Here is a 20,323-nt window from a genome sequence, read left to right on the forward strand (position 1 = left end):
AGTTCACCGTTTATCCGAGCACGGCCTCGACAGTGGCGACAAAGTCATCGAGCGAGCGGTCGCCGCGAATCTCGATGCGCGGAAGGTCGATGAGATCGCTATGGAGGTCCGCCGGCCCGTGCCTGCGGCCGAAGCCTACTCGATAGCCGCACTCCCTAGCCAGCCGGCCAAGCCGTCGGTCGGTGACGGAGAAGGGGGCCGCGAACGCCCTGGTTGGCCGGCCGGTCCAGCGTTCGATGAACAGACGAGAGCGCAGGAGCTCGGCGGCCAGGTCAGCGCTCGACAGACCATCTATGGCGCGATGCGTCGCCATGTGGCTGCCGAAGAAGGCGCCTTCGGCAGCGAGGCGTCGCACCGTCCCGGCGCCCATAAGCGGCGTCGGCGGACCGATGTCGGTGTCCCACTTTGCACTTTCGCCCACCAGGTCCGTCACCAGGAACACTTCCGCGTTCAGGTCGTTGGCGCGCAAGATCGGCCAGGCATGGTCGGCGAAGTTCTGGAAGCCGTCATCGAAGGTGATGAGCACCGGGCGGCCGACGAAAGGCTGACGGTTGGCGATGGATGCTTCCAGCTGCTCGGAGCCAATGGCGTGAAAGCCATTGGCGCGCAGCCATCCCATCTGGCTGGCGAATGCGGCGGGCGTGAGCCGAAAGCGAGCGAGCGCGGCCGGACCTTCATCGGCAACGCCGTGATACATGAGGACAGGGATATGCTGGCGCTGCTCGTTACGTGCGACGTCGCGGCGCAAGGCTCGCGCCCCACCCCAGACGATATTTCGCGCGACGCCGATTTCGATGGGCGCGCGGATCGGCACATGATCGATCACCGGGTCCGTCGCCACATCGCCCGGCGATAGGCGGCGGAAGCGGTCTATGCGGTAGAGCTCGGTCTGGATCGATTGCTCGAGCACCAGGCCTTCGGTCGCTGCCAGCGTCTCGGAGATCGCCTGGGCACCGAATGTGTTCCAGTCGAAGCCCGTCTTTTCGACATTGTCACGCAGCACGAATGCGTGTGCGCTGATGAAACTACCGCCAGGCGCCAACGCCTCGGCAAATTTCTTGGCGATGCGCCGCAACTCGGCGAGATCGTCCAGATAGTAGAGCACCTCCGAACAGAAGATCAGATCCATCTCACCCGGCAGCGTGTCGGCAGCGAAATCGAGTACGCCGAACTCGACATTCGCCTGATTGTTGCATCGGGCGCGGGCTCGCTCGATGGCTATGGCGGAGATGTCGGTTGCGGTCAGATGGCCCACGCGCGGCGCCAGCTGCCGCGTGAAATGGCCCTCCGCACAGGCCAGCTCAAGCGCCCGGCCGATGGGACCGGCAGGCAGGATCTCGATCTGCCGCTCATATTTTTCCTGCTCATAGAGCGAGCTGTAGTTCCAGGGATCCTCGGTCGCGAAATAGCTGTTCCAGAACGCCGTGCGATCCTTGTCGTGCTTGTCCGCGACCCGTGCGCGGCGCGGCGTAACAGGCTCTGACGGTTCAGCGCTCGACCGAACCAGGTCATGCGCCTGTGCGGCCAATTGCGCGAGTTTGCCGAAGTGGCTGTCCTGATCGGGCTCGCTTCCCGCCATGGCAAACGATACCTCGGCTGCAGGCGTGTTTGACGTGGTCGCGCCGGCGCCCTTTTGCGGTCCAGGCGATCCTCCCGCAAGCCGCTCAGCAGGCACTACATCCAGGATCAATTCAATCCAATGATCGCTCGTCACCGTCCCGAGTGCACCGAACTGCACGACAGCCTCGATCCGGCCATCCAGCATCAGATGGGCATAGATCTGATCGATGCCTTCCGGCAGTTCGGTCGCGGTCGGATTGCGAGCGTCGACGCGAATTCCGAGCGTTCGCGCCAGCCTGCGCGGCGTGGCAAGATCGTCGGGTTCGAGAAGCATTTGCTCAAGCTGGTACTGGACGCGGCGAGCCGCTGCGGGATTGTCCCAGTCCTTGCCGAGTTCGATGATCAATGCGGTGGTTGCGCTGCCGAAGCTGTCCCACCGGGCAGCCAGTTGCCCCGGCACCGAAAGGCTTCCTGCCACAAGGCCATCGAAGATTACCTTGGCAATCTCATGCGCCCACTTGCGTCCCGCCGGGAGTGCGCGCAGGGGCTGCGGGTCGATCAAGCGCGAGCCTGAGCCGCATTCGGACGCGGCGTTCCGCAACGCCAGCCAAGCAAGCGCTTCGGATGCGGTGCCGCCGTTCGCCGAACTGGAAACCAAGGGATTATGCGCCACGCCGTACTACCCGCGCCTGGTTTTGAGGGAGAACAAGTGTCCCGCAACGCGCTTACATCGCCGGTCTGGAAAAAGCAAAAGGCGCCCCGAAAGGCGCCTCTTCATCGCTTGATTCCCCCTGAAGGAAACTGGAGCGGGTGAAGCGATTCGAACGCTCGACCCCAACCTTGGCAACCCTTGATTCTACGACACTTCTCGTCACAACCCGTAACCTATTCAGCCAGAAAATGATTGTCCAAAGCCGATAGGGGCATTTGCATGAATGAAGTCGAGGATGAATTTGACGATGATGAGGCTGTGCGCGCCGAGATAATCCGACGCGTTCGGGTGGAGGGCGTCAAGGTCGCATACGAGAGCGCGCTGGAGATTTGCCGCGACAAAACACAGACGGCCGTTGCAAGGGCGTCGTCGCAACGGACTCTCCTTCAAATTGGGGGTATGCTCGACCGAGCGGACCGCAACGCGGGCGTCGTGAAAGATCCGGCAGAGATGGATGGCACCGAATTGGAGAAAGCCACCCAGGACCTCATGCGCAGACAGCGCCGCCCAGCGGCAGTTAAGCCAGCCGGCGGCGCCTTCGATTAGTCACTACTCGACAGGCGCGCTCCACTCAACCGGGCAGGCGATCCTGCTTAAGAACACCGACAACATCGCCGCCATGACCGTGGGTGGGGTCAACGTCGCCCCGCTCCTTTTTTTGGATTCGACAGACAACACCTGGGTGGCGGCTGGTGGGAAATCGAAGGCGGTTTTCTTTGGCAATTCGGACTTTGAGAAACAACTTGCGATTCTATCGACCGACAACGCCGTCAACAATTTCGAATTCTCCGGCGCCGTCGCCGGGCAGTCGCCGCTGTTGTGGATGAAGGGTTCAGATACCGATGTCGGGTCCAGCTTCGGCACAAAGGGAGTCGGCGTCCATTCGTTCTATACGAACGGCGCCAGCTTCGCCAAACAGGTTGAAATCGGCCATGTCGCTTCGCCGACAAGCTTCCTTTCGCTCAAGGGAGCAGCGGCGGCCGGGCATCCGATCATCCAGCCGAGCGGCACGGAAACCAATCCCAGCATCATCGTGCAGGGCAAAGGCACGGGCGGTGTGAAGATCAATGATGGCGCGGCCGCCACCAAGTTCGAGGTCAACACCACCGGCATCGGCTTCTTCGGCACTGCGCCTGCCGCACGGGGCGCTGTCGCCCTACCCACCGGCACAATCCAGCGCACCACCTACGCAACCTCGACCGTGACGCTGGCTCAGCTTGCCGGCGTCGTGATGGCCATGATCGCCGATGATCGTGCCATGGGCCTACGCAGCTAAGGAGACGACAAGAATGGTTACGCTGAACTTCACCGACACCGATCTAATTCTACTCGAACTAGCTCTCCAGGAACTACCTGAAAAGGCACGCAACGCGCTTGGGACAAGGATCAATCAGCAGATCATCGCCCAGCGGGAGGCCCTTGCCAAGGCGGCCGAAGATGAGCCCAAGAGCCCCGAGAAACGAGAAGGGCGAGAACGGACTGCCTCGCGAGCTAGATGACCGGCCTCGCAGCGACAACGCGGCGATCCGCCCAGGCGTCAACTTTTCGACGCAGATAGCGATTTGACGGCATCTCGATGTACCTGTTCAGCGCTACTGAACCGACCAAGACAATGCAGAGGTAGGCCGGCACATCCGACGGGGTTGCAAAGCCAATAGCCATTGCCTTGTCCTGCACCATGAGGTGTAGGAGATATATCGCGAAAGATGCCTCGCCCAGAATGATCAGAGGGCGTACCGAGAGCGCCTGTGAAAGGCGGCCTCGCCCGATTGCCAGCACGAAAATTAGCGGAGTGAAAAAGACCGCACCCATGGCATTCTGCATCCACAGTGCAGGGATTCCACCAACATGAAGGAAGTTCGCGATCGACCCAGCGATCTGCTCGTTCCGCAAAAAGTAGGCTCCTGCAAACAGGAGGCACAGAACCTCCCATACTGTGGCGGCGCGCGGTCCAATTTGCCACTCGCGCGATATAAACATTCGACAGGCGAGTATGCCTGCTGCAAAAAGCACGAAAAACGATCCCGGATGCATCCTGACAATCCCAGCGGCGGTCGTTCCAGGCAGGTCCAATGGTGCACTAAGTACTGGCACTGCAAATGCCCAAGACAAGGTCAACGTTGTAACTAGCAATGTAATTGCCACAATCCAGCGACTGGACATGATCGTTAGGAGTGGGAAAGTCAGATAAAAAAACAACTCCAAAGACAGTGTCCAAGCGACGGGGTTCCCATTAAACGAATATGTGTAATCTCCAAACCAAGCCTGCAAGAGAAACACCGAGGCCCAGAGTTTGTGAATGTCATGGAATGGGTTTGAGGCGTCGTAGACTAGCAGATAGAAAAGCCCGAGCATTGCGATGTGTAGCGGCCAGATACGGGCCACGCGGTATGCGACTATCTTGATCGCATGATCAAACCCATCGATCCGCCGGTATGTGTACGCGAGGATGAACCCTGAGAGCACAAAGAACAGGTTCACTCCGATGCCAAACATCAATCCGGTGTCTTGGGGCCCGGGCAGCCCCCAGTTATTATGAAGATGAAAAACAACGATCGCCGCAGCGGCGAAAAAGCGCATCGCCGTAAGCGGCGCCAGATTTTGCCGCTGTTCCATTCTATAACCCCCCCGGTCAAATAATCGATATTTAGACCGCCAAAGCCACAAGTATCGTTATTTAGCTCATTCTAATGTATAGCATGGATTCCTTTCAAGTCAGGAAGCATGCTGCACCTGCTCAGAACGGATCGATACATGTGCGTATGTTGCCGAATTGCACCGGAAAACCTAGGCTCACCTTCCCAATTGGTTTTGAGGCTAACGAGAAGCTCCAAGTCGGCAGGCCGGATTTAGCTTGACGGCTTCTCACTTGGCTGCGCCGCTCATTCCATTGGATGAACTGCGCCTTGTTGCCCGTGATCATCTCGATCGATTTCAGCAGTGGCATGGACGTCAAGAAGCGCGCGGTATTGCTCGTAGTGGTACGCCAGGAGCACGAGAAGCGTGATCTTGATCTGCGGCTTGCACCGGTTGCAGTCAAACTTCAGCTTCTGCGGGTCGACGCCGCCGCCGTAGACCATCATGAGATCGGCGGATCGGCAGTAGCGGACGTTGCCGCAGCTGCATTCGGCTTTCACAAGCATGTTGTGCCGGGTCGCCTTGCCCAGCGTGTCGATCGGATCGTGCGCCATAGCGGACAAAATGAGGAACATATTCCTGTCAAGTCAAGACGGATGGAGCTATTTACTTCGCCAAGGGCCGGCAGGACGACTGACGACGGTTTTGCAACCCTGAAGTGGCAAGGTGGACTCGGCGGTGATACCGTAGTTATTTGTCGTCCATGCTGATCAGCCCGCCCACAGGTTGGAAACCTCCCGGCAGGACGCTTATCATTGCGACCTTGCAGCGATCCGGTAGCACGCTTCTTAGCGAAAAGATGCGCAGCACGGGGGTGCTGGGAGATCCGAAAGAATACTTCAACCGAGAAGAGAAGACCCCGACGGTTGAGCGTTGCACCCGTATTGCCGCCAGCGCCACGCCAAACGGAGTAGCAGCTACCAAACTGTTCCCGTCCCATTTCTATGAGCTAAGCAGGGATATCAGGCTTACGGAGTGGTTTCCTGACCCGGGGTGGATATACCTTGAAAGGCGCGATCGGCTCGGCCAGGCAATTTCCTGGGCAAAAGCATCGCAGGATGGTGCTTGGACCAGCAAGACTGCTGCCGTGAAGAAGGCCGAGTACTCGGCGTATGGCATCGACTTCGCCCTTGCCCAGATTGCCATCGGCACCGGTCGCTGGAATTCGTTTTTTGCTAGGGCCGGGATCGAACCACTCCGCCTGTTCTACGAAGACAGCTTGACGATTTCGACAGCGTTAGCCCGCACATCGGCCTTCTGGCGGGGTTGGATGCTCCCGTGCCTCGTGGGGGCAAGCTGAGTCTCAGACGGCAGCGAAACGAGCAAAGCGATGAATGGCGGCGGCGGTTTCTTGCCGAGTGCGACCCGGATGACTTCGACAGGCCGATTGTGCGGCTTCGTAAGCGCAGAAGGTCCAAATGGATATTCTGGAGGAAATGGTTCCGCGGCTAGAGCATTTCACCCGTGCGACGCCGCGTTACCTCCAAAACCAATTCAAATACGCTTTCGACCTCGCCGTTGATTTCGTCGGCAGGGATGCCGGCCTTCTCGGCTGCGGTCATCCGTTGATCTGCCAGGTCGCTGGCAGCGATCGGATCTCCCCCGCGCCACAATAGGCAGTTGCTCGGCAACCCACTTGTCGAGAAACCTTACGCCACTGTGTGCTCACTTTGTTCGGCGCTCGGGCGCGCATTAACCACCTCCAAAGATGTGATGCACCCTAAAGATCGCGCTAGGCGTTGTGCAGATATGGAAAATCATCAACACAGATTTTACTGCCACATGGAAGCCAAGGGAACCTGGGGTGTTTGGGACTGCCTCGCCAATAGGCCTGCCAGGCTAGGAGGTGGTGAACTCCGCGGATGCACTGCTCAAAGGGCAGAAGCCGCAGAGCACGTCCTCACCAGGATTTACAAAAGCGGACTTGATGCAGTCGCCCTCCGGATCGCTGGAATTGTCCGTTAGCCATCAGTGCGGGCCGAGCGCGGCAAGGGTCAGGGACATAACTAGGGCGAGCACGATAAGCGTTGTGAGAACCCCGACGACAATCCAAAACCGTTTCGATTTCGGCATGGTGTCACCCGCCCTCGCCGCCGCCAGCGCGGTTCTTCATCGCCTCAAGGATGACCTCGAATAGGCTGCCAACCTCTTCGCTGACCTCGTCGGAACTGATGCCCTCACGGTCGGCCGCCTTCATTGCCTGGTCGGCAAGATCGCTGATCGCCACGGGATCATCCATGTCGTCAATCAAGACGTTGGGCAGGTGCTCTGCCATCCATTTGTCGAGAAAATTGACGCCGCGTGTGCTCATAGCGGCATAAGGTCGAATCACGCGGTTAGGTTCCGGTAGGAAGCCCGTTGAGCAATCCCCATCAATTGAGGAATAAGGCGGGGTTCATTGGACTCGGCCGCGAACTTCAATCGCCGAGACAGCCTTCAAAGCAATTTCGTGAGCCAGACCGACCAGGCAATCGATCTCGTACATGGCATCGATGTGCCCGCGATCACGGACTGACCGTCGCAAGAGGTGCAGCGCGTCTCGCGTTTCACACAAAGTGGTTCGAAGGGAAAGTGGCATGTTGAGCCCGCCTTATTAGGCTCAACAACCTCGCGCACTGTCTGTTCCGTACAATCGCGCTTAAATTGCAATCAGGATGATCTGGCCAGCAGCGACTTTGCGACTATTCTTCCTCCCGGAAATCTTGCAACGAAGCGTGTCGCAAATCTTCCTCACCCCGCAAGTGCTTCACGCGGCCGATAAGCCCGGGCTTAACCCACTGCGTCGCCGGCCGCTTCATCCCCTTCGGCGCCGGCCCGGCGTGCTCCTGCACGCGCTTCCACAGCCGCTCCCGGATTGCGCCGCGGGAGTTGATGAACGCTGAGCCGACATACTGGCCGGTCTCCCGGTCGGCCATCAGCGCAAAGGCCGGCTTGCCGGGTCCCGCTCGACACCGAGCAAATCGTATTCTTCCACCATGTAGCTTTTGACCTTCAGCCAGGCAGTCGACCGGCCGCTGCGGTATTTGCTGTCGCGGCGCTTCGAAACCATGCCCTCGATGCCGGCTTCGTCGATCAGATGGAAGATGGCTTTGGCATCGCCAGGCAGCGCCTGGCTGAACTGAATGCGGTCATCAGGCAGGATGATGCCTTCAAGAACTTCGCGTCGGTCTTCGAGATCCATGTCCCGCAGATCGTGACCGTTAAGGTGAAGCAGATCGAAGGCGACGAAATACAGGTCGTGCTGGCGGCGGGTAATGGCCGTGCGCAGGGCTTGGTAGTCCGACAAGCCGGCTTCGTTGAGCACGACAATCTCGCCATCGATGATGGCATTCTCAACCCCGAGCCGTTTCGCTGCTCCGGCCAGATCGCTGTATTTCGCCGTCCAGTTGTGGCCGTTGCGCGTGAAGATGCGCACGTCGTGATCGATGATGACCTGGCTGCGGTAGCCGTCGAACTCGACCTCGTGAATCCATTCGTCGCCTTCGGGAGGCTTCTCGACAAGGGTCGGCAGCAAAGGCTCGACGAATTTTAAACGCATGAACTCACCCGCAACCCGGTGATTCAATTAGCTTGCGCTGAAATGGTTCGAAACCTTTGCGCGATGGAAAATGAAACGGTCGAGTGTGACCGTCGGCCTCGGCATAGCGGGGCCGAAGTCGATGGGCTCAAGGCAGAATCCAAGTGGTAACGGCGCGATCGGAACCCAGATAACGAACAAGCGGAGCGTCAGTTAGCTATCGCCTGGTAGCCCTCGGAGATGGACCGGTTGCATATTCGAGTTCGTAGTGGCCGAGCTCAAACCGCTTTCGTTTGGAAGGGCTGATCTCGTTTTTGACACTTCGAGATGCCCCTTCAATATCAAGAACAAACGCAAATGCCAGTTGCCCCTTGTTTGTAATCTCGGTCAGGGTTCCGTTGGCGTTGTGGTAGAATATCTCTAGCCCGTCGGTCGAGACGAAGGAAAGGGGCGACTTTTGGTCGGCCATACTCCACATATTACTTTCGCGCAGAAGCTGAATGGCAGGTTTAATGCGTCGGATCTCGATCCCCGACAGAGAAAAGTTATTAAGTAGACGCGCAATGACCAAATCTCGATACGAATAATAACGGACGACACCCCTTCGGCCAACTGTCGCATGGGAGGCTGTGAGGTAGTTTTCCCGCGCCAGATAGTTGACCATATGGAGGCTTAGCCCCGAGATCGCCGCTACCTCTCGGGCCGTGAATCCGTTGAGGACTTTACGGGGCGTGGGCACCTGTGAAAAACCTTGTTAACAAAATTGAAGTTATAGCTTACTTCAATTATACTGATTTGCAAAGGATACCCCTTCGGTACTGGCGACTACACCCACTGATCTGTTGACAACCTCGCTGGAGAAAAGCGCGCCGGAAGAACTGGCACGGCAGCGTACAATCGCAGCCTTGGCGGCATTACGAAGCGATGATCTCGAGCGCGTAGTGGTCATGGTCGTAGCGCTAGCGAACGAACGGCGATAGTGTCTCGCTTGTTTGGCGGCCTGAAGCAAGCATCGTTCATATGTGCGGTTCAGCTCTTGAGCGCACTTTCAAGCAAATCACGCAAGTCGTCTGCCATTTGGCCTGATAAGACTGCTGGAACAATCAATGAGTAGCTCTGCCCCGTCTTCAGGCCTGCCTTGTGCGCCACCTTTCGTATCGCGTTTCGCAGATCTTTTCCGAGAACCACATACTGTTTTCCGTGCTCGGCGGCCTCGACTTCAACCTCAGAGTCGCCGAATTGCGGTAGATTGCCCTTTTTGTTAAACTTGTTTGCAGCGTCGTTGCGCTTGCGTCGACGTGTTTCTAGCGCAACGTTATTTGCCGCAGCTTCCGCGACTGCATCTTCAAGTAACTGCCGGGCGGTTTCTTCCGAGATGCCGAAGTGCGAAGCGATCGCCGATTCATTGGTCCAGTACGCCTCCATGTCGGAATACTTGGTGAACCAGACGACATGGCCCTTGTCGGAATAGGGGCCGCCAAGAGCGGCTAACTCTCCGGGCATTAAGAAGTCACGATCGCGATGTATAACAACCTTAAGACTACCAGCGGTGATCTCAATAAAATCCTTGATGACCTCTGCTTCCGGCACTTTTCCTGATCCGCGCACAGGCCAAACGGCCACCGCACGGTCCAGATGGGGCCATTGAGACAAAATTGTCCTTATCATCCCGGCATCTTCATCCTCGGTCAGCATAAGGATCTTCCGATCCAATAGACCCCAGCCCATTAGCCGCCGGCCTTCGGTGTCGCCGCCATCCTGCACCTTCCCTTCCTTCATCCAAATGACCCGCGCATCGCTTGGAAGGGCACGAACCACTGATGGGCTATGGGTCGTCAGAACAACTTGTGTGTCCGTCCTCTGAGAAGCTGCCACCAATACTGGTACGAGCCGCTCTTGAGCTGTGGGATGCAGATGGGCGTCAGGCTCATCCACCAGCAACAGCGCCGGTCGAAAGTAAAGCAGATAGGCAAATATCTGGATGACCTGTAGAAAGCCAACACCGGCGAGTTCAAGTGGCCTCCATTTCTTTTCCGACGCTTGCATGTCAGCCGTTGTAAAGCGAGCCGAGATGGTAGAGTCCCTTTCGTCCAAGAACGTCACATCGAGCGAGAGTTTCCCCATTACTTGCGATACATACTCTTCAAGCAGCATCAGGCCATTCTTGCCGTCTATTGCGGTGCCTTTTAGGAGGAGGAGGACGTTGCGTAAGACCGTATTTGCGTCGCCAGCTGCTGCCAAGCGTTGAACGATTGCTCGACTTCGCTTTTCTTCGCTGAGAGGAATGCCGGCCAAGCCGGGGATGTATGCACTAAATTCCCGAGAAGGGTCTCGAAGGTTGCTGATGAACGCATTGCCGCTGGGGATATGGACCAGGATACCCGCGTTACGAGCTGACTTGATCCAAAGCTCTGCCGTCACCTCAGAGCCATCATCCATGATAGCTACTACGCCCATATCAAGCTGGGGCGTACCTGTCTTATTCCCGTACTCCGACGAGTGACCAGCATTTCGGTAGTCGGGGGATGGCATATATGTGGCATTTTTTTCGGAAAGCGTGACCCCGTCTGACGACTTTGACCGAGCCTCAATCCGACGGTTCCTCCCCGACTGAAACATCCAGTGCATGGCCTGCAGCACGGAGCTTTTGCCGGAGCCATTCGCACCAACAATGACATTGAAGTCTACAAGATTGACCTTCGTCGAACTGATGGCTTTGAAATTGCCGATGTCGATGGATTTGATTCTCACTTATTGCGCCTCCGCCCCAATCGGTAAGGATAGAGCGAGTGGCGATCAATCAGTCAACTGCAGCCCAGCATTCATGGTAAAGTTGTGACCGTTTGGATTGAATATACTGCGCGTCCGGCAACACACTAATCCCCACTGCGCCGGATCCGCGAAAAACTGGTAACCCGCATGTAACCCTGGTATTCCAAGCCGCTTGCCACAAGCGCGATTCAGTCGGCCCTAAAAACGAAAAAGCCGCGGCGAACCGCGGCTTTTCGATGCCTGATTTCCCGGAGGAAACTGGAGCGGGTGAAGCGATTCGAACGCTCGACCCCAACCTTGGCAAGGTTGTGCTCTACCCCTGAGCTACACCCGCTCACACGGCCCTCGGGGCCGCAAGCCGGGCCTATATGGCTGAAGAGCGCGGCGATTGCAACAAGGAAATGACGGGCTTTTTAGCCGCGCCAAATTCGCCTGGCCGAACCTTGTCGGCCACGCGGGTGGTTCATCGACTTCCCGCATGACGGTCTTGTCTCGGCGGCATCATTGGCCGTAAACGGCTTTGCCGCGCGCCGATACAGGGGAAGACCACCAATGCCGAAGACCGAAGCCGAGCTTTTCGCCTTTCTTGCCGATCTCGGCATATCAGTGTCGACCGTGCGCCATCCGCCGCTCTATACGGTGGCCGATTCGCAGTCGCTGCGCGGCGAGATACCGGGCGGGCACACGAAAAATCTGTTTCTCAAGGACAAGAAGGACAATTTCTTCCTGGTCAGCGTCGGCGAGGAGGCGGTGGTCGACCTGAAGCAGATCCACACGATCATCGGCGCCGCCGGCCGGGTGTCGTTCGGCAAGCCGGAGATGCTGATGGAGCTGCTCGGTGTCATTCCGGGCGCGGTCACCGTGTTCGGGCTGATCAACGACACCGAAAGACGGGTCAAGGTGGTGCTCGACCAGGATTTGATGGCACATGCGACAGTCAACGCGCATCCGCTGACCAATGAGGCGACGACGTCGATCGCGTCCGCCGACCTCATCAGATTCGTCGAGGCAACCGGACATGATGCTGCTATCTTGAAAGTCTCGGCTTGATCGCCACATGGATGGCGAAAACTGACCTCTAGTTAAGGACGTCGCGCTGCTCCGCTGGGCGCGACCGGAAGGGCGACGAGATGAGCGACAACAACAATCCGTTTGGCGGCCAATTCGGCGGCAATTCGGGCCAATACACCACTTCCGTGCGATATGGCGGCGCCGAGCCGGCCAAGTCGGCACTTGGCCCGACACCCGGCGCAGCACCTGCCGCTGGTGAGCTGATCAAGGACACCACGACCGCCACTTTCGCCGCCGACGTCATCCAGGAATCGCGCAAACAGCCGGTACTGGTCGATTTCTGGGCGCCGTGGTGCGGGCCCTGCAAGCAGCTCACGCCGCTTCTGGAAAAGGCGATCAAGGCCGCCGGCGGCAAGGTCAAGCTGGTCAAGATGAACATTGACGATCATCCCTCGATCGCCGGCCAGCTCGGCATCCAATCGATCCCGGCGGTCATCGCCTTCAAGGACGGCCAGCCTGTCGACGGCTTCATGGGCGCCATCCCCGAGAGCCAGATTGCCGAGTTCATCACCAAGGTCGGCGGCAAGGGCAATGGCGCGCCGCCCGTCGCCGAAGCACTGGCCGCGGCGGCGGAAGCGCATGCGGCGGGCGATGCGCAGACCGCAGCCGACATTTACGACGCCATCCTGGCGCAGGCGCCGGAGACGATCGAGGCGATTGCCGGGCTGGGCGAGCTTCTGTTCGAGGACGGCGACAGCGACGGCGCCGAGGCGCTGCTGGCAACGGCGCCGGAGGCCAAGAAGAATGCGCCGGCACTTGCCGCGCTGCGTGCCAAGATGACGCTGGCTGCGGAAGCGGCAGCACTTGGCAATCCAGCTGAATTCGAGCAGCGACTGGCCGCCAATCCCGGCGACCACCAGGCGCGTTTCGACCTCGCCATGATCCAGAACGCCAAGGGCGAGCGCCATGCGGCGGCCGACAATCTTCTGGCGATTATAAAAGCCGACCGGACGTGGAACGAGGACGGCGCCAGGGCGCAGCTGCTGAAACTGTTCGAGGCCTGGGGCATGACCGACGAGGCGACGCTGGCGGCACGGCGCAAATTGTCGTCGCTGCTGTTTTCCTGAGCCGTTTGCCGGCCAAATTGCCGGGGCGTGGCTGTCGGGCCTTGCGGTCGGCGGCCGCCGCGCCAGATTAGGCCGATAACATCGCGCGCGAGCGGGTCGGAGGAGTGAAGGTGCAGGTCGGAAACGCATTTTACCGGGTCGGCAAGGATCTGCCGGCAACCATTCCGGTGTTTCCGCTTGCCGGCGCGCTGCTGCTGCCGGGCGGGCGCATGCCGCTCAACATTTTCGAGCCGCGCTATCTGCAGATGGTGGATGAGGCGATCGCCGGCGCGCGGCTGATCGGCATCGTCCAGCCCAGCCTCAATGGCGCGTTGCGCGCCGACGGCGAGCCGGAACTGTGCAATGTCGGCTGCGCCGGGCGCATCATCTCGATGGCCGAGAGCGGCGACGGCCGATATCTGATTTCGCTGCAGGGCGTCTGCCGTTTCCGCATCACCAGCGAATTGCCGGTGAAGACGCCGTTCCGGCAATGCAAGCTGGCGCCGTTCCTCACCGATCTCACCGAAGACCAGGCGGCAAGCGAGATCGACCGGCCGGCGCTGTTGAAAGCGTTTCGCGCCTATCTGCAGGCCAACGATCTCGAAGCCGATTGGGAAAGCGTCAGCCGCGCCGAGAATACCATGCTGGTCAATGCGCTGTCGATGATGTCGCCCTACGGACCGGCCGAGAAACAGGCGCTGCTGGAGGCGCCCGACCTGAAAGCCCGCGCGGAGACGCTGATCGCGATCACCGAAATGGCGCTGGCGCGCGAGAATGAGGACTTTGGTTCCAGCCTGCAATAAGGGCTGAGCCGATGGCTGAAGGGGGATCCAATGGCTGCGGATGGGCGTGACGGCAAGTCGGTCAATGTCGATCCAAAATTGCTGGAGCTGCTGGCCTGCCCGCTGACCAAGGGGCCGCTGGCCTGGGACCCGGTGCGCGGCGAGTTGATCTCGCGGCTTGCCAAGCTCGCTTATCCCGTGCGCGACGGCATCCCGATCATGCTGCCCTCGGAGGCGCGGACTATTTCGGCGGAAGACGTGCTGTCGCCGCCGCGATTGGGTGGGCCGGGCTGAAGGGCCAGGGGTGGTTCAAACGGACCTCAGCCTAAGAAGCCATTCTGTTGGCGATCCTTGCGCCCCCCTCTGCCCTTGCCGGCATTAATGTCATGGGCTCCCGACCGCCCTGCACTTGCCTACTGAAAATTCCGCCCCTTGGGCATGACCCTTTCAGCTTTGTCCGAGAGGGTGGCAATGTCGGGCCGGGCAGCCGGCGTCATCTCTTCCAGCAGCACCGTCAGCCACGGCGTCAAATCCTCGATCTTCTCGGCGACGATGTGGATGACGTCGGATTCCGACTGCAGCTTGCCGGTGACCTTGACGAAGCGCGCGCCCATGACGATGGGCCGGAAACGGGTAAAGGTCCGCTCCCAGAAAATGACGTTGGCGACGGCCTTGTCGTCTTCCAGCGTCAGGAAGATCGCATTGCCCTTGCCGGGCCGCTGCCGCACCAGCACCAGGCCGGCGACCGAGACCCGCCTGCCGTCGCGCACCGAGCCGAGATTGGCATTGGGAATGACGCCGGCGCGGTCGAGCCGCTCGCGCAGGAAGGCGACCGGATGCGCCTTCAGCGACAGGCCGAGCGCGCGGTAGTCGTGGATGACGTGCTCGCCGAGCGGCATTGTCGGCAGTTTTGTCTCGGGCTCGAGTTCGCGCAGCCGGATCGCCGGCTGGTCGAACAGCGGCAGCCGTTCGGCGGCGCTCTTGCCATCCAGCGCGCGCACCGCCCACAAGGCTTCACGACGGTCGAGGCCGAGCGAGCGGAAGGCGTCAGCCTGCGCCAGTCTTTCGATTTCGCCGACATTGAGGCCCGAGCGCAGCCAGACATCCCTGACGCTTGTATAGCCGGCGCCGCGCCGCGCGGTGAAAGCTTCCATACGCTTCTCGGCCAAGCCCTTGATCTGACGGAAGCCAAGCCGGACGGCGCACCGGGTCTTGATGACACCGCGCATTTCGGCATGGCGCGCAAGGATGCGGCCCGGATCGAATTGGGCTTTCTCCAGGGTGCAGTCCCAGTCGGAAAAATTGACGTCGACGTCGCGGATATCGACGCCATGGTCGCGCGCGTCGCGCACCAGCTGGGCCGGCTGGTAAAACCCCATCGGCTGCGAATTCAGGATCGCGGCGCAGAACACGTCGGGATAAAAGGTCTTGAACCAGCAGGAGGCATAGACGAGCAAAGCGAAGGAGGCGGCGTGGCTTTCGGGAAAGCCGTATTCGCCGAAGCCTTCGATCTGCTTGAAGCAGCGCTCGGCGAAGTCCTTGGTGTATCCCTTGCCGACCATGCCGTCGATCATGCGCTGGCGGTAATTGCCGATGGTGCCGGTGCGCTTGAAGGTGGCCATGGCGCGGCGTAGTTCGTCCGCCTCGCCCGGCCTGAAGCCGCCGGCGACGATGGCGATCTTCATCGCCTGTTCCTGGAACAACGGCACGCCCAGCGTCTTGCCCAGGATTTCTTCCAGTTCCGGCTTGGGGTACTCAGGCATTTCCTTTTTCTGCCGGCGGCGCAGATAGGGATGCACCATATCACCCTGGATCGGACCGGGCCGCACGATCGCCACCTCGATGACCAGGTCGTAGAATTCGCGCGGGCGTAGACGCGGCAGCATAGACATCTGCGCGCGCGATTCGATCTGGAAGACGCCGAGCGTGTCGGCGCGGCAGATCATGTCGTACACGTCGTTCTCTTCCGGCGGCAGGGTGGCCAGCACATAGGGTCGGCCGTAATCATCCCGGGCCTTCGGATAATAGTCGGTGAGCAAGGTGAAGGCGCGTTTGAGGCAGGTCAGCATGCCGAGCGCCAGAATATCCACCTTCAGGATCTTCACCGCGTCGAGATCGTCCTTATCCCACTCGACCATCTTGCGCGCCTCCATCGCCGTCTTGACGATGGGGACGATCTCGTCGAGCCGGTCGCGGGTAATGACGAAGCCGCCGACATGCTGCGACAGGTGCCGGGGAAAGCCCATGATCTCGTTGGCGTGGGCGATCACGCGACGGGTCGAGGTCTCGTTGCGGTCGAGGCCGCCGGCATGCGCCTCCTTCTCGCCGAGCTCCGAGGTCGACCAGCCCCAGATCGAACTGGAGAGCGCACTGCGGACATCGTCCGACAGGCCCATGGCCTTGGCCACCTCGCGCAGCGCCGAGCGGCCGCGATAGCTGATGACGGCGGCAGCCAGCGCGGTGCGCTTGGCGCTGTATTTGGAGTAGATGTACTGGATCACCTCCTCACGCCGCTCATGCTCGAAATCGACGTCGATGTCGGGCGGCTCGTTGCGCTCCTCGGAAATGAAGCGCTCGAACAACGTGTCGATGCGCTCGGGGCCGACCTCGGTGATGCCGATGCAGTAGCAGACGATCGAGTTGGCGGCCGAGCCTCTGCCCTGGCACAGAATGCCCTCATTGCGGGCGAACTGGACGATGTCGTAAACGGTCAGGAAATAGCGCGCATAATTCAGACGCTCGATCAGAGCGAGCTCCTCACTGATGCGCTGCAAGACGGAAGCGGGGACGCCCGCCGGATAGCGCGTGGCGGCCCCCTCCCTGGCCAGACGCTCTAGCTCGGCCTGCGGCCCAAGCCCTGATTGCGTCGGCTCGTCGGGATAATTGTACTGGAGGTCGCTGAGCGAGAAGGTCAGTTCGCCGGCAAAGCGCAGCGTCTCGGCCAGCGCCCGTGGATGGCGGCGGAAGAGACGGGCCATTTCCAGCGGCGGCTTCAGATGGCGCTCGGCGTTGGCCGTCAATTCCAGCCCGACCTCGGCGACCGGCAAATTGAGGCGGATGGCGGTGAGCACATCTTGCAGCGAGCGGCGCTCGGCGCTGTGATAAAGCACGTCGTTGGTCGCCATCAGCGGCACGCCGGCGATGTCCGCCATGCCCGCCGCCTGCTCGATGCGGAAACGGTCATTGCCGCGATAATCCGGCGCCATGCCTAGCCGCAAATTAGCGCCGAAACGGTCTTTCAGTTGACGGACCAATGCCAGGGGATCGTCGGCATTCGCCGAGAGATCCGGCAGCACCGCCAGCGACAGCAGGTCGCCCCATTCGAGCAGGTCGCTGCGCTGGAGAAGGGTCGCGCCCTTCTCGTTTTCATCGCGCAAATTGGCTTGCGTCAGCATGCGGCAGAGATGGCCCCAGCCCTTGCGGTTCTGCGGATAGGCGAGAATGTCCGGCGTGCCGTCGCCGAACACCAGGCGGCAACCGGGGTGATAGGCGAGCTTCTCGACCTTGGCCTGCTGCCAGGCGCGCACGACGCCGGCCACCGTGTTGCGGTCTGCCAGTCCGATCGAGGAAAAGCCGAGGAATTTGGCCGCCACCACCAGCTCCTCCGGCTTGGAGGCGCCGCGCAGGAAGGAGAAGTTCGACTGGATGCCGAATTCCGCATAGGGGATGACGGTCAGCGCGTTCATGCGAAGACTCCATGCATGAACCAGCGCGGCGGCACCTGCGGGTTGCCATAGAGGCCTTGCCGGTAGAGCCAGTAGCGGCGGCCGTCGGCATCCTCGATCCGGAAATAGTCACGCGTCGATGTGAGCGGATCGCTTGACGTTTCACGCCACCATTCCGGCGCGATGCGTTCCGGCCCCTCGGCGCGCGCGACCCGGTAGAGCGCGCGGCGCCAGCGGAAATTCATCGGCGGACCCTCAGGCATTTCGGTGGCCGGCACCTCGATCGGCTCGGGCGAACGGAACAGCCGGATCGGCCGTTCCGGCGGGAAGATGGTTGCGCGCGGCGCGTCTTTCGAGCCCGGCTTCCTGAGCGGTGGTTTGCGTTGTGGCGCTTCCGAGAACGGGATGGTGGCGATGGCGCGCTCCGGCAGATGGCTCTCGAGGGCGACCGGTTTCAGCACCGCACTGTCGCCGAGCCTGGCGCGGATGCGGTCGGCAAAGAGTGCCATGTCGGCGCCGTCATCCTCGGTCTCGCCGGTCAAATCGGCCTGCTGCATGTCGAAGCCGGCGGCCGCCAGCACCGAAAGCCGCACCAGGTCGAAGCCGTAGCCGGCATCGATGTCCTGTTCGAGCGCGGCCAGCCGCTCATGGAACAGGCGCTGGATAAGCTTGGGTTCGCGCAACGGTCGCGAGGTACCGACAGCGATGCGGCTGACGGCGCCGTCGACGCGAAACAAAAGCAGCGCCAGCATCCTTGCGCCCTCGCCGCGGCGTTCGAGATCGGCCTTCAGCGTCACCGCCAGCAAGAGCACCAGCCGTTCGATCTCGGCGGTCAGCACGACCGGCTCGGCCAGGTGGCGTTCGACCGAAAGCGGGGCCACGGGCAGGCGCGGCGATACCGCCTCGTCGAGGCGGCCGAGCGCCTGGTCGAGCCGCAACAGCAAGGTCGCGCCGAAGCGACGGGCGAGCGGCGCGCGCGGCGCTGCCATGACCGCGCCGGCGGTCCGCAGGCCGACGCTTTCCAAGCTGGCGCGGATATCGGCCTCGATGCGCAGTGCCGCCAGCGGCAAGGGGGCGAGCAGCGCTTCCTCCTCGCCGGAGACAACGATGCGGTTGCCGCAGAAGCGCGCCGCCGCCCAGGCTGCACCCGGCGTCGCGGCCAACCCGGCGCGGACATCGAAACCCTGCTGGAAAAACCGCGCAAGGATGTCGTCCAGCATGGCGCGCTCGCCGCCGAACAGATGCGTGCAGCCGGTGACGTCGAGATAAAGGCCATCAGTACCGTCGAGCGCCACCAGCGGCGTATAGCGATCGCACCAGTCGGCGAGGCCTTCGAGCAGCCGGCGATCGGCGTCCGGATCGGCCTCGACGATGTCGATCGAGGGATGCATGGCGCGCGCATCGGCAATGCCCATGCCAGGCTTCAGATGCAGCGCCTCAGCCCGCTCGTCGAGGGCCGATATGCGCTGGGCGTTGCGGTCGCGATGGCTGATCACGAGCGGTGGGTGAGATGGCGGCAGATGATCCGAAGGCCGGGAACGCCACGACCGTCCCAGGCGCTGGCGCAGGATCCGTTCTGCCGCCAGATGCGGGAACCACAGCGACAGAATTCTCTGCCCGTTTTTCGCGGGGCTTTCTTTCTTCGAATGCGTGTTCATCGGGGTTCCACTCCAGTGTGAATTGTCCAGGCAGAGCGGTGCGGCTCTTGCCGATGCTGACGGTGAAGGCAGGCCGGCCGATCGAGCCGGCGAGCGACCCGGCGATCGTCCGGCGGCTCGCCGCTGGTGCAGCCGACACGATGAGGCGCACCGGGGCGGCGGTCGGCTCGGCTTCGCCGGCCTGGCGCAGCAGGAACACCGGCCGGCCGGCGTTTTGGGCGCGCGCGTGCAGCCGGCGCGTCGCGGTGAGGTCGAGCCGCTGCGGGCTGCCACGGATTTCGAGGATGATTGCGGCGAGCGCCGTCATCTTCGCGGCCTCCTCGGCTACCCACAGCGCATCGGTGAGTTTCGGCGCCTCGGAAAACAGCAACTGCTCCGGTGCGATACCGAACATGCCCTGCACTCCCCTGGCATAGGGAAAGCCGGCCTCGCGAAAAATCTCCGACGTGCCGATCCACAGCACGGGCAAGGGCTGGCCCTTGAGGATCAGGCTGACCAGCGACAGCACAAAGCCGGCGACGGCCCCGGCATTGCGGGTCTCAAGGCCATGGATTTCGCTCAAGGCGGCTTTCGGAAGGCCGCCGCTCAGCGCCGCATCGAGGCGCTCGACGCCGGTGGCCAGGAAAGCATCCGGCGAAGCCACGGCAAGCCCGCGCCGGATGATGGTGACATCGGCATCGGGTTCAGGCGCGGCGTCGAGACCGCCGCCAGGACCCGCGCGCAGCCCCTCGCCAGCCGGCGCGGCCAGGCGCTCGGGCAGCGTTCCCTCGATCTTCGCGATCTGGCGGCGCAGGGCAAAAACAGTCTCCCGCGCCACGGCTGATGTCGCCAACGGTCAATTTCTCTCACAACTGTTCCTGTTATGTTCCTATAGATTCCAGAGGGTGCCGGAAGAGTCAAGCG

18 protein-coding genes, 1 tRNA gene and 1 pseudogene are annotated in these 20,323 nt (G+C 61.0%); 9 read left to right on the forward strand and 11 right to left on the reverse strand.

The window, feature by feature from the left end:
• Nucleotides 1–10 precede the first annotated feature (10 nt).
• A complete protein-coding gene (locus NKK50_RS19605; protein ID WP_023745926.1) occupies nt 11–2,218 on the reverse strand; it encodes an SAM-dependent methyltransferase in 2,208 nt (735 codons plus the stop codon).
• Between the two features lie 273 nt (nt 2,219–2,491).
• On the opposite strand from NKK50_RS19605, the gene NKK50_RS19610 reads away from it, so the two are divergent.
• The 3 genes from NKK50_RS19610 (at nt 2,492) to NKK50_RS19620 (ending at nt 3,771) form a co-directional block, all read left to right on the forward strand.
• Nucleotides 2,492–2,818 (forward strand): hypothetical protein, encoded by a 327-nt coding sequence (locus tag NKK50_RS19610; protein ID WP_023745927.1) that lies wholly within the window; start codon nt 2,492–2,494, stop codon nt 2,816–2,818.
• A 73-nt stretch (nt 2,819–2,891) separates the two neighbouring features.
• A complete protein-coding gene (locus NKK50_RS19615; RefSeq protein ID WP_023745928.1) occupies nt 2,892–3,548 on the forward strand; it encodes a hypothetical protein in 657 nt (218 codons plus the stop codon).
• A gap of 13 nt (nt 3,549–3,561) precedes the next feature.
• Nucleotides 3,562–3,771, forward strand: coding sequence for a hypothetical protein (locus NKK50_RS19620; protein ID WP_023745929.1), 210 nt, complete (start codon nt 3,562–3,564; stop codon nt 3,769–3,771).
• Here NKK50_RS19620 and NKK50_RS19625 read toward each other — a convergent pair.
• Both NKK50_RS19625 and NKK50_RS19630 read right to left on the reverse strand, forming a co-directional pair.
• A complete protein-coding gene (locus NKK50_RS19625; protein WP_023745930.1) occupies nt 3,764–4,888 on the reverse strand; it encodes an acyltransferase family protein in 1,125 nt (374 codons plus the stop codon). The two genes, NKK50_RS19620 and NKK50_RS19625, sit on opposite strands and share 8 nt — an antisense overlap.
• A gap of 266 nt (nt 4,889–5,154) precedes the next feature.
• A complete protein-coding gene (locus NKK50_RS19630) occupies nt 5,155–5,484 on the reverse strand; it encodes a hypothetical protein (RefSeq protein WP_023745931.1) in 330 nt (109 codons plus the stop codon).
• 128 nt (nt 5,485–5,612) lie between these two features.
• Between NKK50_RS19630 and NKK50_RS19635 the strand changes: the two genes are divergently transcribed.
• Nucleotides 5,613–6,209, forward strand: coding sequence for a Stf0 family sulfotransferase (locus tag NKK50_RS19635; protein WP_023745932.1), 597 nt, complete (start codon nt 5,613–5,615; stop codon nt 6,207–6,209).
• Nucleotides 6,210–6,327: 118 nt separating this feature from the next.
• A complete protein-coding gene (locus NKK50_RS19640; protein WP_245265825.1) occupies nt 6,328–6,525 on the forward strand; it encodes a hypothetical protein in 198 nt (65 codons plus the stop codon).
• Nucleotides 6,526–6,986: 461 nt separating this feature from the next.
• Here NKK50_RS19640 and NKK50_RS19645 read toward each other — a convergent pair whose 3' ends face one another.
• The 5 genes and pseudogenes from NKK50_RS19645 to NKK50_RS19665 all read right to left on the reverse strand — a co-directional run bounded on the left by NKK50_RS19645 (nt 6,987) and on the right by NKK50_RS19665 (nt 11,532).
• Nucleotides 6,987–7,184, reverse strand: a complete 198-nt coding sequence (locus NKK50_RS19645; RefSeq protein ID WP_352543779.1) for a hypothetical protein — start codon at nt 7,182–7,184, stop codon at nt 6,987–6,989.
• A gap of 406 nt (nt 7,185–7,590) precedes the next feature.
• Nucleotides 7,591–8,447: pseudogene (locus NKK50_RS19650) on the reverse strand (ATP-dependent DNA ligase).
• 196 nt (nt 8,448–8,643) lie between these two features.
• Nucleotides 8,644–9,165 (reverse strand): helix-turn-helix domain-containing protein, encoded by a 522-nt coding sequence (locus NKK50_RS19655; protein WP_023745936.1) that lies wholly within the window; start codon nt 9,163–9,165, stop codon nt 8,644–8,646.
• 290 nt (nt 9,166–9,455) lie between these two features.
• On the reverse strand, nt 9,456–11,177 hold the full coding sequence (locus NKK50_RS19660; RefSeq protein ID WP_023834523.1) for an ATP-dependent nuclease: 1,722 nt from the start codon (nt 11,175–11,177) through the stop codon (nt 9,456–9,458).
• Nucleotides 11,178–11,457: 280 nt separating this feature from the next.
• Nucleotides 11,458–11,532: transfer RNA gene (locus tag NKK50_RS19665), tRNA-Gly, on the reverse strand.
• 218 nt (nt 11,533–11,750) lie between these two features.
• Between NKK50_RS19665 and NKK50_RS19670 the strand changes: the two genes are divergently transcribed.
• From NKK50_RS19670 to NKK50_RS19685, 4 genes are all read left to right on the forward strand, one after another.
• A complete protein-coding gene (locus NKK50_RS19670) occupies nt 11,751–12,248 on the forward strand; it encodes a prolyl-tRNA synthetase associated domain-containing protein (protein ID WP_023710270.1) in 498 nt (165 codons plus the stop codon).
• 80 nt (nt 12,249–12,328) lie between these two features.
• On the forward strand, nt 12,329–13,336 hold the full coding sequence (trxA, locus tag NKK50_RS19675; RefSeq protein ID WP_023745938.1) for a thioredoxin: 1,008 nt from the start codon (nt 12,329–12,331) through the stop codon (nt 13,334–13,336).
• Nucleotides 13,337–13,446: 110 nt separating this feature from the next.
• Nucleotides 13,447–14,118 carry an LON peptidase substrate-binding domain-containing protein gene (locus tag NKK50_RS19680; RefSeq protein WP_023745939.1) on the forward strand — a complete coding sequence of 224 codons (672 nt, stop codon included), beginning with the start codon at nt 13,447–13,449 and terminating at the stop codon, nt 14,116–14,118.
• A gap of 30 nt (nt 14,119–14,148) precedes the next feature.
• Nucleotides 14,149–14,391 (forward strand): Trm112 family protein, encoded by a 243-nt coding sequence (locus NKK50_RS19685; RefSeq protein WP_023672122.1) that lies wholly within the window; start codon nt 14,149–14,151, stop codon nt 14,389–14,391.
• 119 nt (nt 14,392–14,510) lie between these two features.
• Here the strand turns inward: NKK50_RS19685 and NKK50_RS19690 are convergent, their stop codons facing one another.
• From NKK50_RS19690 to NKK50_RS19700, 3 genes are read right to left on the reverse strand one after another with little or no spacing between them, the layout of a single operon-like run.
• The gene (locus NKK50_RS19690; protein ID WP_023745940.1) at nt 14,511–17,783 is read right to left on the reverse strand and encodes an error-prone DNA polymerase; all 3,273 of its coding nucleotides are present in this window, start codon (nt 17,781–17,783) and stop codon (nt 14,511–14,513) included.
• Nucleotides 17,780–19,258 carry a DUF6504 family protein gene (locus NKK50_RS19695; protein ID WP_023745941.1) on the reverse strand — a complete coding sequence of 493 codons (1,479 nt, stop codon included), beginning with the start codon at nt 19,256–19,258 and terminating at the stop codon, nt 17,780–17,782. The genes NKK50_RS19690 and NKK50_RS19695 overlap by 4 nt, the downstream gene beginning before the upstream one ends.
• Nucleotides 19,200–20,252 carry an ImuA family protein gene (locus tag NKK50_RS19700; RefSeq protein ID WP_023745942.1) on the reverse strand — a complete coding sequence of 351 codons (1,053 nt, stop codon included), beginning with the start codon at nt 20,250–20,252 and terminating at the stop codon, nt 19,200–19,202. Before NKK50_RS19700 ends, NKK50_RS19695 begins: the two co-directional genes overlap by 59 nt.
• Between the last annotated feature and the right edge of the window lie 71 nt (nt 20,253–20,323).

It is taken from the genome of Mesorhizobium sp. M0001 (assembly GCF_040324255.1).
GTDB lineage: Bacteria > Pseudomonadota > Alphaproteobacteria > Rhizobiales > Rhizobiaceae > Mesorhizobium.

Excerpts from the sequence above, each read along its gene's own strand:
- NKK50_RS19610 (WP_023745927.1), top strand. The coding sequence starts at position 2,492 with ATGAATGAAGTCGAGGATGAATTTGACGATGATGAGGCTGTGCGCGCC.
- NKK50_RS19615 (WP_023745928.1), top strand. The coding sequence starts at position 2,892 with ATGACCGTGGGTGGGGTCAACGTCGCCCCGCTCCTTTTTTTGGATTCG.
- NKK50_RS19620 (WP_023745929.1), top strand. The coding sequence starts at position 3,562 with ATGGTTACGCTGAACTTCACCGACACCGATCTAATTCTACTCGAACTA.
- NKK50_RS19625 (WP_023745930.1), bottom strand. The coding sequence starts at position 4,888 with ATGGAACAGCGGCAAAATCTGGCGCCGCTTACGGCGATGCGCTTTTTC.
- NKK50_RS19630 (WP_023745931.1), bottom strand. The coding sequence starts at position 5,484 with ATGTTCCTCATTTTGTCCGCTATGGCGCACGATCCGATCGACACGCTG.
- NKK50_RS19635 (WP_023745932.1), top strand. The coding sequence starts at position 5,613 with ATGCTGATCAGCCCGCCCACAGGTTGGAAACCTCCCGGCAGGACGCTT.
- NKK50_RS19640 (WP_245265825.1), top strand. The coding sequence starts at position 6,328 with ATGGATATTCTGGAGGAAATGGTTCCGCGGCTAGAGCATTTCACCCGT.
- NKK50_RS19645 (WP_352543779.1), bottom strand. The coding sequence starts at position 7,184 with ATGGCAGAGCACCTGCCCAACGTCTTGATTGACGACATGGATGATCCC.
- NKK50_RS19670 (WP_023710270.1), top strand. The coding sequence starts at position 11,751 with ATGCCGAAGACCGAAGCCGAGCTTTTCGCCTTTCTTGCCGATCTCGGC.
- trxA (WP_023745938.1), top strand. The coding sequence starts at position 12,329 with ATGAGCGACAACAACAATCCGTTTGGCGGCCAATTCGGCGGCAATTCG.
- NKK50_RS19685 (WP_023672122.1), top strand. The coding sequence starts at position 14,149 with ATGGCTGCGGATGGGCGTGACGGCAAGTCGGTCAATGTCGATCCAAAA.
- NKK50_RS19690 (WP_023745940.1), bottom strand. The coding sequence starts at position 17,783 with ATGAACGCGCTGACCGTCATCCCCTATGCGGAATTCGGCATCCAGTCG.